Consider the following 13,905-nt stretch of genomic DNA (forward strand, 5'->3'; position numbering starts at 1 on the left):
CTACGTAGGGAATCAGACTCGCACCCTCTTGACCAGTCACTACTCAGACAGGCTCCTAGGTCTTTGGTCAAAGAGCCCTCGCTGCTCGCAAGGATCTGCGTCCCGATGCTCAAGTCGCGAGCCTGCGCAATCCGTCGCCAACGAGTTGACGCCATGTCGTTGTGGTGGACGACCCGGCCGAACCGATCAAGGATCACGACGCCGTCCGTGCTAGCCATCCCCGGTATGCGCGAAATGCTTGCTTCAAGCAGCCGTATTCTTTCGATACGGATCTTCTCCGAGAGCGCAAGCTCGATGTGGTTGGCGGCGATCACTGCCAGCGCAACGTTGTGCCGATGAAAGATCGCCTGGGGTCCGGAAAAATCGACGATCCCGATGATGCTGCCATCGATAGGACTGCGGATGGGGCTGCCGACACAGGTCCAGGCCTTGATGCCTTCGGAAAAATGTTCGGCGGCATGGACATGAACCGGCTTTCCTGTGATGAGCGCCGTACCGATGCCGTTGGTTCCGGTTACCGTTTCACCCCAGGCGGCGCCGACTTCGAGCCGAATATCGTGCCCCGCATCTATCGTCCGCTGATCGCCCCCCACGTCCAGTACGACACCGTTCCTATCGGTGATAACCACCATCGTGGCCGCGTCACCAAGCACCTCCGCGACGCGGCGGAAGGTCTGCGCACTCGAACCCAGCAAATCATCGTTCTTCAGACGCAACTCATAGAGATCGTCGGGCGAAGCGACGAAATTGCTGCCCTTGCAATGCGCATTCACCCCCGATTTGACACTGCGCTGCCATGATTCCTCGATGACGCCTCGAACCAGCGCGTTCTCGCGCCTGACGTCTCCGAAGGTCAGGAAGTTTTCCCACGCCTTGTTGGTTTCTCGCTCGTCGTATGGCCGCCCCTGATCGGCGTCCGACGCGCCGGCAAGGCCGGCCGGAACTTTGTAGCCTTCCAGGGAGAACGGCGGCTTCGCCATGAGCGTTTCCGTCAGCATTGGAGCACCCACACGTACATTGGCAAACGGCAACCCGATCGGCCGGGCTCACGGGATCATTCGACGCTTTTGTCGATCACGTCCAACCCGAGGCGTCCTGCGATGATCCGTTCCAGGTGCTCTTCGGACACCTCGTCCGGCACACCCACCCCCTCGAGGTCGGCGAGGACTTTGCACAGTCCGTCGTCGAGTGGCTCGAAAATCCCATTCTCGCGGGTCGCCAGCGCGAAGTAGCGCAATTGGCCCTTTCCGCGCAGTTCGCCCACAAAATGGAGCTGTCGCCCCGACGCGAGATCAGCGATCACGACACGGCCGTTCAAGCTGATCCGCACATAGGGTTCCGTCTCTTTGGGACGGCCTGGCGGCGTGTACCAGAGTTTGCCTGATGGTTGCGGCTGTGGAGGAGGTGCGGGATTGCGCAACTGCTGCCATCGTCCACCCGTGAGATGATTGGCAAGCGCGTCGATCTTTGTTCGGTTCTTCTGAATGAAGGCCTTTGCCGCCACCTGTTCCCGGTGGGGACCACCTCGCTTGGAAATGATGTGGACCATATTCCCGTTCCTCCTGCTCCGGTTTGGTCGGACGACCGTGGAGGCTTATGCTCCGCCTCCTTCGGCTCACGCCGGAGCTTCCAAGATTGTAGCTGGTTCTAGGTCGTTGTCACCGTCCAATCATTCGATCGCGACGGTCAAGCCGCTGCTACCATCTGGCGCGTTACGCCGGCCTTGAAGACGTAACCCGACAGCGCAGCTCCAAAGCACGGAGCCACAAAATACAGCCACACCTGCGATAGCGCGTCGGAGCCAGCAAACAATGCGGGACCCAGCGAGCGCGCTGGATTGACCGATGAGCCCGATACGGCAATGCCGGCAAGATGGATGGCAACCAGCGTAAGACCGATTACCAAGCCGGCATAGGCGGACGTCGCTCCGTTTTGCGTTGCGCCAAGGATCACCGTCAAGAACAGAAAAGTAGCCGCCGCCTCGAACACGAACGCCGAGAGCACGCCGTACTGACCCCAGCCATTCTGGGCAAAACCGTTCGCCGCGATGTCGTAGCCTCCGACCTTGCCCTCGGCGATGAGATACAACACGGCTGCAGCCGCGATTCCCCCGACAAACTGGGCGACGATATAGCCGGCGAAATCCCGCGGCGACATCCGGCCCGCGACGAGCACGCCGAGGCTGACGGCCGGATTGAGGTGAGCGCCGGAAATATGCCCGATCGAATAGGCCATCGCGACCACCGACAGCCCGAACGCAAACGCCACGCCCAGCAACCCAACCTCGGCCCGCATGAAGATCACGGTCGCGCAGCCGAAGAACACCAACGCGAACGTGCCGATGAATTCTGCAACATACTTACGCATAACTTCCCCCTCCTGGTGATGATTTCGCTGCCGAGGCGTTCGACCAACCGGTCGCTGCGCACTCGGATCCACGACAGAACCGAATATTGGCGCACCATGTCCCGCTCGCCGGATCCTTAGACGGCCCGGCGGAACACGGACCGCGTACAGATGCCTCATGCGCGTCCAAGCTTCTCTGCCCCGCCGCCGAGTGCTGGTCCCTGTGTCGGATCGATGTGCTCCGGCACATCGGCAACCAGCGTGTTGGTGGTCAGCACCAGTGTGGCAACGGAAGCGGCGTTTCGAAGCGCCGAATACGTCACCCGGACGGGGTCGACGATGCCGGCGGAAACCATGTCGACGAATATTCCGTTGGCGGCGTCGAATCCGACGCCCGCCGGTGCGCTCTGCAGGTCGGCCACGACCTTCTCCGCATCATGGCCCGCATTCCGGGCGATGAACGCGGCCGGACGCGTCAACGTCTCGCGGACCAGCCTGATGCCCTCGCCCAGGTCGCCATTGAGATTGCCGAGCGTGCGTACCACCACCGGCGCGCACTGCGCCAATGCGGTGCCGCCGCCAGGCACGATGCCCTCCTCGGCCGCGGCACGCGCCGCATTGAGCGCATCGTCGATCAACTGGATCGTCCGTTTTTGCTCGACGGGCGTCACGCCGCCCGCAAAGATTACGGCTGTCCCGCCGGACAGCTTCGCCAGCCGCTCCCTGAGCTTGTCTTGTTCAATGTTTGGCGGGGCCAGATCGTACTGCTTCGCTACCTGCTGACGCCGCGCCGCAATCGCCGCGTCGTCGCCCCCGCCGCGAATGATGACCGTTTCGCGCGCACTAGCCCGAACCTGTCGCGCGGTGCCGAGATCGCCGAACCCCGCATCCTCCAGCTTGCCGCCGAGTTCGCGGGCAATGACCCGTCCCCCGGTTATGATGGCGAGGTCGTCCATCATCGCTTTGCGCCAGTGACCATAATCGGGCGGATTGACCACGAGCACTTTGCCCCGGTTGCCATCGCCAAGCAGCGTGACCACGACTTCTGGCGCGATCTCCTCGGCGACGATGACGAGCGGCCGACCAGTCGAGGCGACCGTCCCGCGCACCGCCGCCAGCTCACTCGGCGCTTTGATCTTGAGATCGGTCAGAAGAATGTAGGGCTGGTCCAGCACGACTTCCATCTTCTCGACGTCCGTTACCATGTGGTGGGAGATGTAGCCGCGGTCGAACGACATCCCTTCGACGACCTCAAGGGTCGTGCTCGTGGTCAGCCCGTAGTCGGAGCTGATGATGCCGTCCTTGCCGACACGCTCCACCGCCTCGGCGACCAGGCCGCCGAGGTGAGAATCGGTCGACGCGATCGTCGCTACCGCCTGCAGCGTCTTGCGATCCGATACGGCGGTCGCGGAGCTCTTCAAGGCCTCGACAACCACCTCGACCGCCCTGTCGATCCCCTTGCACAAATCAACCGCCTTGGCGCCACGCTCGAGAGCCGCAACGCCCCCTTGAATGAGCCCGTTGGCAAGCACCATAGCCGTGGTGGTGCCGTCACCGGCGACCTCGTTGGTCTGCATCGAGACCTCGCGCACCACCTGTGCGCCCATGTTCTCGAATCGATCCGGTAGTTCGATTTCGGACGCAATGGTGACGCCGTCACGCGAGACAATGGGTGTGCCGATTGGCCGGTCAACCATGGCATTCATGCCCTTTGGTCCGAGCGTCGCTTCGACCGCAGCGGCGAGCTTCTGAACCCCGCGCGCAAGTGCTCGACGGGCTTCAATGTCGTGTAGCAGAACTTTGGGCATCGTATCCCCTCCCTCAGGGTCGTCTCTCGTTGGCGTGGTTGAGCGGCCTTGCCGGTCGCTTCGGTTGTTGGCGTGGCAAATGCTGAGGCCGCGACATCATGCACACACGGTAGAATGCTCTTGGCCCGGTACCTGTAGCGCTGCAGAACGGCGGCTCGCACAACCGCTGCCGCAGCCTCCACACCGAGTTTCACTGACCGATGTCCGCCCGCCATGACCTGCATCGAGTTCGCGATAACGCGCAGCAAGGAGGCCTCTGCACAACGAGCTGTTGAACTCCATGTTGATGCGTACTCCCCGCAACCGCTGCAGATATGCGGCGAGTTCATGACGCTCGACCGGATGGCCCTCGTAGGTTACAAAGGCCCTGTCGTCGGGAAGCGAGGCGAGGCGGCGTTCGACCAGAAGCTCCCGATAGCGTGGCTTCTGGCGCGCGAATTCTTCCGAGCCGGACTCGACCTGGTCGTAGGTACTCAGATTCATCTGACAGATCGCGGAATCGTCGTAACCCACCTCCCGCAACCCCAATATCATGACTTCCTGCCGCCGCTCGAAGGCCTTGCGGCGGAACTTGTCTCGTACCTCATCCAGCGAGCCTCCGGCCGCAAAGTCTTTGAGCGCTTCGCCAAATGATTTTCCGTCGCTGACGCCGCGATTGATTTGCTCCGCCACCATGTGATCCCGGAGTTGTGGGCGCGCCTCGCGAACCCACGGAAGCGAAGAAACCGCCCGGCGCATGTCATCCGCCATGAGGAACGCGAAGTTCGCCGAACACCAGTAAGTCGGCAGCCGAAAGACGATATCGACGCCATCATCATGGTCGACGGTGACAAGTTCGATGAATCCAAGCGAGGTTACCGACTCGTCCAGCTCCGGATCCGTCACCAGCGTGAGGCGCCCCCACACCTCGCTGGTCTTCCGGTCAAGCGGAGGGAGGGGCGCGTTCATACTCCCTACTCCGCCGCCGCCGCGTGAACCTTCTTCGCAAGGTTCGCCTTCTGCGCCTCGACGTCGACGCCGTAGAGGCGCGCGGCGTTAAGGCCCAAAATCTTCTTCTTTGCCTGCGGGGTGAGATCGACGCCGTGCTCCTGCTTCAGATCTTCCGGGAGTTCGAAGTTCCAGAACTTCTCGACCAGCCAGCGGGGCGTCCAGATGGCGTAATCGCTGCCGAAAAGCAGCTTGTCCTCACCGACCCAGAACAGCAGTTCGCTGATCACCTCGGCGAAATAGCGCGGACGTCCGTGGATGAACGGAAGCGCCACCGCCAGGCCGCCGTAGACATTCGTCTCCTGCACCGCGATCCAGCAGAAGTCGTCAAGCCGCGGCAAGCCGCAGTGCTCGATGATAAAGTTCAGGCCCTGGAAATCGGTCGCCGCATGGTCGACGTCGTGGACATCGAATGCATCCTTGTCCAGCGGAATGATGGTCGGTCCCTTGTGGACGTGGATGTTGGTGATACCGAGCTTCTGGCAGAGTTCGAAGCAACGATAGGCGTTGGGATCCGTCAGCTTCCAACCGCGCGAGTCGCCCTTCCACTCGGCGGTGTAGAGCTTGACGCCCTTGATGCCGAATGTCTCCTTCATGTAGTGAATGTACTCAAGCGCTCGCTCACCATCGCGCGGATCAAAGGCGCCGTTGACGATGAAGCGGTCCTTGTACTTCTTCGCCATCTCCGCGTTGCGGTCGATCGTGTTGAAGCCGTTCTTGTAGAATTCCGTCAGATAGGTCGACTGCACGATGGCCATGTCGTCCGGACCATCGACAAACAGGTCCTGATACATCTGCTCGGCGCTGTATTTCTCGAACTGATCCTTGGGCCAGAGCTTGTCCTTCGGGCTGAGCGAGGTGTGGTAGGCGTAGAAGCAATCAATAAATTGCTTGCCGTGGATGTTGAGCTGATTCGCCGGACTGCCGTCCCAGAAATGGGTATGACCGTCGATAACGAAAACTTCCTCGCCGGTGGGAGTTATGAACATGATGGTCTCCAGGAGTTCTTGGTTCGCCTATTCGATCAATCCGAGCGCCATGACTGCGCTATAAAACTGCGAGAAGCGGTGGAGCCACAGACGCTGGGGATGCGGCTCCACCTAGTCAGGGAGACTCACTCGATGTATTCGAACACCTCGTCCATGTTGCCGAACAAGGTCACCGTATTGTCGTCGATGCGGACCATTCGGCCGTAGTGGGTCGAGGTGTTCACTTCGAAGATCTCGGCCGTCATCTCTTTCCCGAGGATGTCGCTGATTTCATCCATCTTGAAGATCAGCTTGCCCTCGCCGTCGATGCGGATCAGGGCCGGCTGGTAGGTCACGGTCACATTCGGCTTCTTGCCCATGAATTCGGCGATGGCACGCGCCTCAACGCTGTCATTCATGGTGACGCCGCACTGATGGGAAATCGTCTGTTCGAAGACGATGTCTCCCATCTTCTGGAAGATGTTCTGGTTAGTCGCACTTCTGGAAGCAACGGACATTGCAACTTACTCCTTTGGAAGGACGAGGCCGAGCTCGCCGAGAATCTTCGTGATACGTTCGACTGACTGCGCTCGCGCGTCGGCGTATTGCACCGACTTCGAGTGTGGCTGCGACCAAATTGGCTGCAGGCCGGCGGCCGCCTTGTTGGCGAGCGCCACATGCTTGTTCACCCAGCTCTGGAACAGCTTCTTGTTGTGGGCTGCATGCTGGTTATCGGTCGCCAGCAGATGCATCAGGTCGATCGTGTTCGCGAGATTGCGCTCATAGTCGGCTTCCGCTGCCGAAATGACCGGCGGCGTGATGAAATCACCGTTCGACGAAGCTACCTGCATCAGGAAGCCGCTGCGGAACAATTCGCCGACGAGCGGCTCGAACACGATGTTGGTGGCGAAATATTGCTCGAGATAGTCGGCCGAGCCCATGATCGACTCGATCGCTTCCCGGGCACCCTGCCAGCCCTTGTCTTCGAGCCAGGCACGCTTGCCCGCCGTGTCGTCGAAGCCCGGAATGTCCATTCCGATTTCGGCGAGGTAGAGCGTGATATCCTGCGCCAGGCGAAGCTTGTAGGACGAGTTCGTCAGAGTCGCGTTGTTGATCATCTGGGTGTAGCCGTAGCGCTGGGCCTGCATCAGCGACGTGCCGAGCCCGAACTCGACATGTTTCCACGCACCGAGGTGGGTTTGCAGGATCTTGATCCATGCCTTGTTGAAGGCCTTCGGCGCGCCCGACTTGCGTCCGTTGGCAATCACCGCTTGAACCATCGCCTCGATCTTAGCCTGGCGCTGGTAGTGAGTGCGTTCCCACTCCTGGTCGGGAGCACGGAAAGCGTGCCAGTTTGAGCTGAGTGCGGCCGTGTTTTCCTTGGTGTAGGCACCCTTCCCGTTCGGGAAGGAAATGATCCAATCCTGCAGCAGATAGCGCTCCGGATCCGGCTGCACGTCGACGGTCACGTCCTCATAGTGCGTCGCCCGCTTGCTGCGCGGCTCGAAGTATCTGTACCTGCGGCTGTCCGAATCCGGAAACACCGCAGCGCCTGCTGCACCGGATTTCGCTGAAGCACCTTGAACGGCAGTCATGGTCGTCTTCCTCCTCCCTTTGGTGGGCTCTACAAACGCTCGATCGGAACTCAGAAAGTCTCAGTTGTTCGCTGGTGTGAACTTGTCGAAGAAGATGCGGTCGGACTCGACATCGTTCATCTGCAGCACTGGCGTCAGCGCCTCGATCATCGGTGATGGTCCGCAGGCATAGACGTCGACGTCTTCGCCATACCCCGAGTTGCGCAGGTGAGCTCCGACCACTTCGTGTACGAACCCTCTCTCTCCGCGCCAGGCCGTGTCGTCGGCCGCATGCGACAGCACCGGCACGAACGTGAAGTCCGGATGCTTTGCAGACAGTTCGGCGAAACGATCGAGATAGAAAAGGTCCGCTTGCGTCCGCGCTCCGTAGAAGAAGTGCAGCGGCCGCACTTCGCCGGAGCTGATATGATCATGCAGGATCGACCACAGCGGCGACATTCCCGATCCGCCACCGACCAGGATCATGGCTCCGCTTCTGTTTTCTCGTCGGAAGCAGGTCCCGTAAGGTCCTTTGATCCCGACCGTGGTTCCGACAGCGAGGTCTCCGTCGAGCCGCGAGGAGAAGCGTCCGTTCGGGTACTTTTTGATGATGAATGCGAGTTTTTGGCTTTCGTCCGGCGAATTTGCCATGGAAAACGAGCGCGTAATCGTCTCTGCCCCCGCGAGCGTGATGTCGACATATTGACCCGCCCAGAACTTCAGAGGTTGCTCCAGCGAGATTTCGAGGCGCCGAATGTCGTGGGTCAGTGCGGAGACGCTTGTGACCGTGCCCGTAAACTCCTTGACTGGGATCGATTTCGACAACACCTCCTCGTCATAGTTGAGGAGTTCCACTTCAAGATCCGAGTAGGCCAGCGTTCGACACAACAGGATGTAGTCCTGGCCACGTTCCATCTCGTTGAGCGCGAAAGTCGAATATTTCTTCAGCTCGACGTCGCCCTCGGTAAGAACGCATTTGCAGGCCGAGCACTGACCCTCCTTGCAACCATGAGGCAGCGCAATGCCTTGACGGAAGGCGGCGTCAAGAACGGTTTCGTTCTCCTCGACCTCGAACTCAATGCCTACCGGTTGCAGGCGAACGACATTAGCGGGCGCGCCCATGAGGGCCTCCTCAAACCAAGGCTTGCAGATCTTCTGGGGAGAATGGAAGGAGCCAGCCGCGCGGGCTCCTTCCCGTCTCGTTCAGTTGCAGGGATTGATGGTGAATCCCTTGCGGTAGTCGGCAAGATGCGCCTCGCGTTCGATCGGGCTCATCTCTCGCAAGGTGATCAGCGGGCTCTTCAGAATGTGGCCACGGACATCATCGAGCGTCCACATTTCCTTCTCGTCGAAGCGCAAGTGCGGCTGAGCGATCAGGGTCTTGCCGTCCGTGCGCACGAAGCCGAGATCCTTGATCGCGTCGGCGAGATCCACATTGTGGTAGACGCTTTCCCACTCGCGCCGGCCGCTGAACCGCCCCATAGCCGGGGTCGGACGTCCCTGATATTCGCCGGCGAAAGCTTCGACTGCCGTCCAGCGATCGAGCTCATGGGCGAAGGTATGCAGCTTGCCATCGATTTCGCCGGTGACGATATCCTCCCGGATGACGCAAGGCACCAGGCTCGACCAACAACGATGCGGATAGACGTAGCCAACATCGGTGTTGAACAGAATATTGGTCTGACCGCGATGCGACAGCTTCTCGTGCCACTTCCAGAACTCGCCGAACTGGGCATACCAGCCCGGATACTTGTGCTCGAACCATTCGAAGTCCTTGTCGGTCTGAGCTTCGATGCGCCAGAAGTTCGCCGACCAGCCGACCGCGAAGAACTGCGCGATCTTGTGGACGTAGTGCTTCTCGGTCAGCCGCTTCCAGGCGGTCTGAACGTCATCATGATGGATCTTGATGCCGTACTTCTCCAACGGAAGCATGTAGGTCCGATAATAGTCCTCGAAGATCCAGCGGTGCCACATCTCCGCATAGGACTCCTTGGTCTTGTCGCGGTTGGTGGTGCCGTACTCGATGAATGTCCCGATTGCCGCGTCGACGATGGCGTGGTTCTGCCAGAAGGCATACCGCATGTCGCGCTCGAGCAGCAGGTGGTTCTCCGGCTCCTTCAGCATCGACATGAGCATCGAATGGCCGTTGCCGATATGCCGGCTCTCGTCGGACTGCACCGAAAGGAAAACGGTCGGCAGCGCGTAGTCGCCGTTGCGGGCGGCTTCCGACGGCATGGCGACGAACAGCGTGTTGGTGAACGCCGTCTCGGCGACCACGGTCAGATAGACATTCGCCGACGTGATTGCATCACCAGTGATGAATCCCTCGCCGAACTGGCGACCGATAGTGGTAGCGTAGCACTTTCCGAACGCCTCCTCGGTGATGTCGAACCCGGCCGGATCGATGTAGTTCTCCATGTACCACTTTTTCAGGTTCATCTGGATGGTCGAATGACGGAACTCGTCGACCATCTGCATGGTGAAGCCGGTGCGGAGATCTTCGCCCGGAGCGAGGCGCCCGACCATGGCCATCGACCTTGCCGCGGAGATTTCCGGGAACGGGATGATCGCCAGGAACAGCTTCATCCACTCGACCCATCGCGGCTCGACATTGCGGAACATGTCGCCGCGAAGCGCCGCATCGAGCGCGCCATAGACGCGGTTGTCCTTTTCCTCCTGCATCGGGAAATAGGACCGGAGGACCTGCTTCATCGGATCCTTCGGCGCCTTCGTGATCTTGTAGTCCGTGGGGAAGGTCATCGCTTCCTGGACGTAGGACGGATTCCAGCCGAGATCTGCAATCTTCTTTGCAGCTTCACCGACGGAAATGCCGCGCTGGGCGGTGATTTTGTTGAGTGTTAAAGTTCCAGACATCTAGTCTATCCTCCTGATCGGGTCAGAAACCACATCGATATTCCGCCTACCCAGGACCTCGACGGACCGGGCAGTGCCTACCCGCGCGTTACGGGCAACCTCGCAGCCGTTTGCACGGCCGGACGTTTGATATCGGCAAGGGTCTTGGGATAACTGTCGAGCACTGCGAGGACGATCGGCACGATCTTCGGAACCAGCGGCCTTCCGATCGCGATTGCATCATCCTGCACTAAGGTGCGCCCTCAGCTGAACATCCCCTTCCCTCGTTCTTTTCGCGGCTCGCCCCAGACGGACCAGTCAGCGTTGTTGTGCTCAGGAGCTTTGCAACGGGCGTGCCAGCTCGTCCGAAGGGCCCGCCACGTCGTTTCTGACTTCGCGGATGCGGGGATGAGCGTACACGGAGGCACTGCAGCTACCAGCTTGCGACTGAAGGAGATGCAAATTGCGACGGAAATTGCAGAATGAGAATCTCTCCAACCCAGATGCGCGGGTTTGCACCGCACTGTTTGCACCGCAACACAGACGAGTCGGTTGGACGCTGGAATTGCTTCGTTGGGCGTTGATCGCCGCCATACGTTTGGAAAGAGAGCCCTGAGACCTGCTCGTAACCGGACAGGAAGTACTTTATCGACGATAGATCGAAGTCGCCGTAGCATACGCCTGGTGCAATGTTGGATCAGCAGCAGACTACACGTCGGATGGAGCGATGTTCCGAGACTGCCAGCTTGGGACGCATCATCGAGCCCGAAACACGGCGTGGCAGCGTTTCTCCTCCGCGCGTGAAACGGCTCGGCGCCCTTCAGGACCGAGAGTGATCACCCGGGTACATCAGGCAATTGACCTGCTTTCTCGTCAGACCGCAGCGTCGCATTCCCGAGCTGGCACCTTGTTCGCACGCTCGAACTAGCGGTAGCTCTCCACAGCGGTTGAGCAGTTTGGATGCCCAACCTTAACCCAGCGATCGCAATAGAGGGCATAGCAATCATGATCGCAAAAGGACAGTCCGGTACTGAATTCTTTCAGATAGCTTGCACGAATTCGCTTACAGCAGAGCATGCAGAAGGTCTTCGAGCATGGCCTCCTGCCATTCACCAGAACGAATCTCATGTGGCGCCTCCAATGCGAAGCCGTACATTGCCACTCAATAACCGCTGAACAGTCTAAGCGGCTCGCAACCAGCGAAGCCATTTGTGGTCGGCTTCCCTACGCTCTTTGAACCGATCAACGCACCTCTTGGAGCAAAGCGCCGTTCGCCAGCAATAGTAGCGGACAAGCCCAAACTTCCCGCCGCAGATAGCGCAGCACCTGGACCTGCCGTGGCGGGGACTCTGGAAGTCTCTGGGCATTCTGGGCCTCCTGTACGCATCAGTTGGAACGTTTTCCCAGGCATTTTCTTCCGCGTAGCACCGCGCTCCGCACGCGAAGCGCGACATCGGCGATGGCAGTGGCGTGACAAGTCTCGCGGCGTGAACGGACAGCAGGCGCAAGAGTTTGATATGCGCCACGAGCTGATCCGGATCGGCTAGCCGTTATCGGCGCGGTTCGCCGGAGGACACCTGCACAGGACATAAGCAACAGCCGTGCCAGATCGTCTTAGTGTTTTTTTTGGACCGCTCCCGAACGAACTGATGAAAGAGTTGAGACGACCCTGGATGGCCGCGAACGTCGACTTGAGACCGATCGCGACGCAAATTGCGCCACCGATTGCAAATTGAGAATCTCTGCGACCCGCACGCGCATCCGTCTTCACCCAAGCTCTTGCGCTGCAATGCGGACGCATGGAATAGATTTGACAGATGAGGCGCTTCGGGCTGGCGCGCAAAAAGGGGCAAGTCTTCGGCGAGCGCGGCCGGGAAGAAACTGTCAGATTGAAGGCCAGGCGAAATCCATCGCGAGCAAGCGCACACTCGCGATGGATTAGGTCGTTCGGGTTCAGGGAATCAAAACTGCGCGTCCATGAATCTTGCCGGCATTGAGGTCATGCAAAGCCTTGTTTGCATCCGCGAGACGATACTCGGCGGTTGCCAGTTCAACCAAACCACGGTCTGCGAGCGCCATCAATTCCGTCAACTCGGCCCACGTGCCGACGAGATTGCCGATAATGTTCCTCTCAGTAATCACCATGTCGACGGTCGGGATCCGGATGTCCTCACCGTAGCCAACAACATAGTAACTGCCCATCGAACGGGTCATCGCCAGCCCCTTGGATGTGGTGCCTTTCTCGCCGACGAAATCGATCACCGCCTCCGCGCCGTTTCCGGCAGTCAAAGCCAGAACGGCAGCCACTTCGTTACCGTCAGCCTTCACCAGGTGATCGGCGCCTAACTTTTCGGCCAGCTGCAGCGACGCTTCGGACTTGTCGACCACAACAATATCAGCAGCGCACATTGCTTTGAGGCACTGGATTGCGATGTGGCCCAATCCACCTGCACCTATAACGACGCAGAATTCGCCTGGCAAAAGGTGACGCGTGGCTTTCTTGACTGCGCGATAGGCGGTGAGGCCCGCATCCGCGTAAGGCGCCACCTCCTTGGGCGCAAGCGTCCGTGGCAGCGGCACGATATTCCGTTCCGAGGTGCAGAGGAATTCCGCATAGCCGCCGTTGCAATCGAGACCCGGAAATGTGCCGGGACCATGCATGTCGAAGCCGCGGCGACAGGCGAGACACGTCCCTCCGGTGATCTTCGGATGAACGATGACGGGGTCTCCCTTCTTCAGTCCCTCGACTTCCTTGCCGACCTCCTCGATCCAACCTGCATTTTCGTGTCCCATGATGATGGGGAGCAGTTTGTCGCCGGACGGATCCATGTGCGGCTTCCAGACACCTTCGATGATATGGAGGTCGGTCCTGCATACGCCCGCACCACCGATGCGGACGATGACATCAGTCGATTTCGTCAGCTTGGGATCAGGTGCGTTTTCTTCGATGACCCACCGGTCGTTGGACAGCTTCTCGTCATACGCTCTCAATACTTGGGCTCTCATGTTGTCCTCCGTCTGCCCAGCGAACCTTGCGCTCGCCGTCGCGGATGCGCCTCAGCATTTTTCGTGCCAGCGGAGCTGCTATTGCAGTGCGATGCGGGACGTGCGGGAGTCCATCGGGGAAACTTGCCCAGAGTGCCCACCGACTGCAACGTCTTCGGCTCGACGTTTCTTCTCTTGAGAGTCGGTGAGGTCGGTTGGAGGCTGGACCGTGGTCCTTGGTCGCTAGCAATCCGAGGAGGACACCAGATCGAGATGGATCGCACCGGCGATAACCGGCCCCTTTCAATCCGGATGACGCACACAAACTGGCGAAGACGGAGCAGCAGCTTTACCGGCGTACAAATCGTAGCTTTGATAGCGGGG

At 59.7% G+C, this 13,905-nt stretch carries 11 protein-coding genes; all 11 read right to left on the reverse strand.

From position 1 onward, the window contains the following. Window positions 1-998 (reverse strand): GAF domain-containing protein (locus ACFFWD_RS06890; protein WP_376962778.1); only part of this gene is annotated, 998 nt, incomplete at its 3' end. 56 nt (window positions 999-1,054) lie between these two features. Then, complete coding sequence (locus ACFFWD_RS06895; RefSeq protein ID WP_376962780.1) at window positions 1,055-1,549, reverse strand: hypothetical protein; 495 nt, start codon at window positions 1,547-1,549, stop codon at window positions 1,055-1,057. Between the two features lie 137 nt (window positions 1,550-1,686). Next, window positions 1,687-2,367 (reverse strand): MIP family channel protein, encoded by a 681-nt coding sequence (locus tag ACFFWD_RS06900; RefSeq protein ID WP_376962825.1) that lies wholly within the window; start codon window positions 2,365-2,367, stop codon window positions 1,687-1,689. Between the two features lie 155 nt (window positions 2,368-2,522). Further along, the gene (locus ACFFWD_RS06905) at window positions 2,523-4,154 is read right to left on the reverse strand and encodes a molecular chaperone GroEL (RefSeq protein WP_376962782.1); all 1,632 of its coding nucleotides are present in this window, start codon (window positions 4,152-4,154) and stop codon (window positions 2,523-2,525) included. Between the two features lie 96 nt (window positions 4,155-4,250). Beyond that, entirely contained in the window at window positions 4,251-5,102 is an 852-nt protein-coding gene (locus ACFFWD_RS06910) for an iron-sulfur cluster assembly protein (RefSeq protein ID WP_376962784.1), read from the reverse strand. Between the two features lie 5 nt (window positions 5,103-5,107). Next, window positions 5,108-6,130, reverse strand: a complete 1,023-nt coding sequence (locus ACFFWD_RS06915; RefSeq protein WP_376962786.1) for an amidohydrolase family protein — start codon at window positions 6,128-6,130, stop codon at window positions 5,108-5,110. A 125-nt stretch (window positions 6,131-6,255) separates the two neighbouring features. After that, window positions 6,256-6,627, reverse strand: coding sequence for an MmoB/DmpM family protein (locus ACFFWD_RS06920; RefSeq protein WP_376962788.1), 372 nt, complete (start codon window positions 6,625-6,627; stop codon window positions 6,256-6,258). 6 nt (window positions 6,628-6,633) lie between these two features. Beyond that, complete coding sequence (locus tag ACFFWD_RS06925; RefSeq protein ID WP_376962790.1) at window positions 6,634-7,704, reverse strand: aromatic/alkene monooxygenase hydroxylase subunit beta; 1,071 nt, start codon at window positions 7,702-7,704, stop codon at window positions 6,634-6,636. Window positions 7,705-7,764: 60 nt separating this feature from the next. Beyond that, the gene (locus ACFFWD_RS06930; RefSeq protein ID WP_376962792.1) at window positions 7,765-8,805 is read right to left on the reverse strand and encodes a 2Fe-2S iron-sulfur cluster-binding protein; all 1,041 of its coding nucleotides are present in this window, start codon (window positions 8,803-8,805) and stop codon (window positions 7,765-7,767) included. Window positions 8,806-8,886: 81 nt separating this feature from the next. Continuing rightward, window positions 8,887-10,557 carry an aromatic/alkene/methane monooxygenase hydroxylase/oxygenase subunit alpha gene (locus ACFFWD_RS06935; protein WP_376962794.1) on the reverse strand — a complete coding sequence of 557 codons (1,671 nt, stop codon included), beginning with the start codon at window positions 10,555-10,557 and terminating at the stop codon, window positions 8,887-8,889. A gap of 1,932 nt (window positions 10,558-12,489) precedes the next feature. Continuing rightward, entirely contained in the window at window positions 12,490-13,542 is a 1,053-nt protein-coding gene (locus ACFFWD_RS06940; protein ID WP_376962796.1) for an NAD(P)-dependent alcohol dehydrogenase, read from the reverse strand. Between the last annotated feature and the right edge of the window lie 363 nt (window positions 13,543-13,905).

Origin of the sequence: Bradyrhizobium erythrophlei, from assembly GCF_042430365.1 — a bacterium.
GTDB classification, from domain to species: Bacteria; Pseudomonadota; Alphaproteobacteria; order Rhizobiales; family Xanthobacteraceae; genus Bradyrhizobium; species Bradyrhizobium erythrophlei.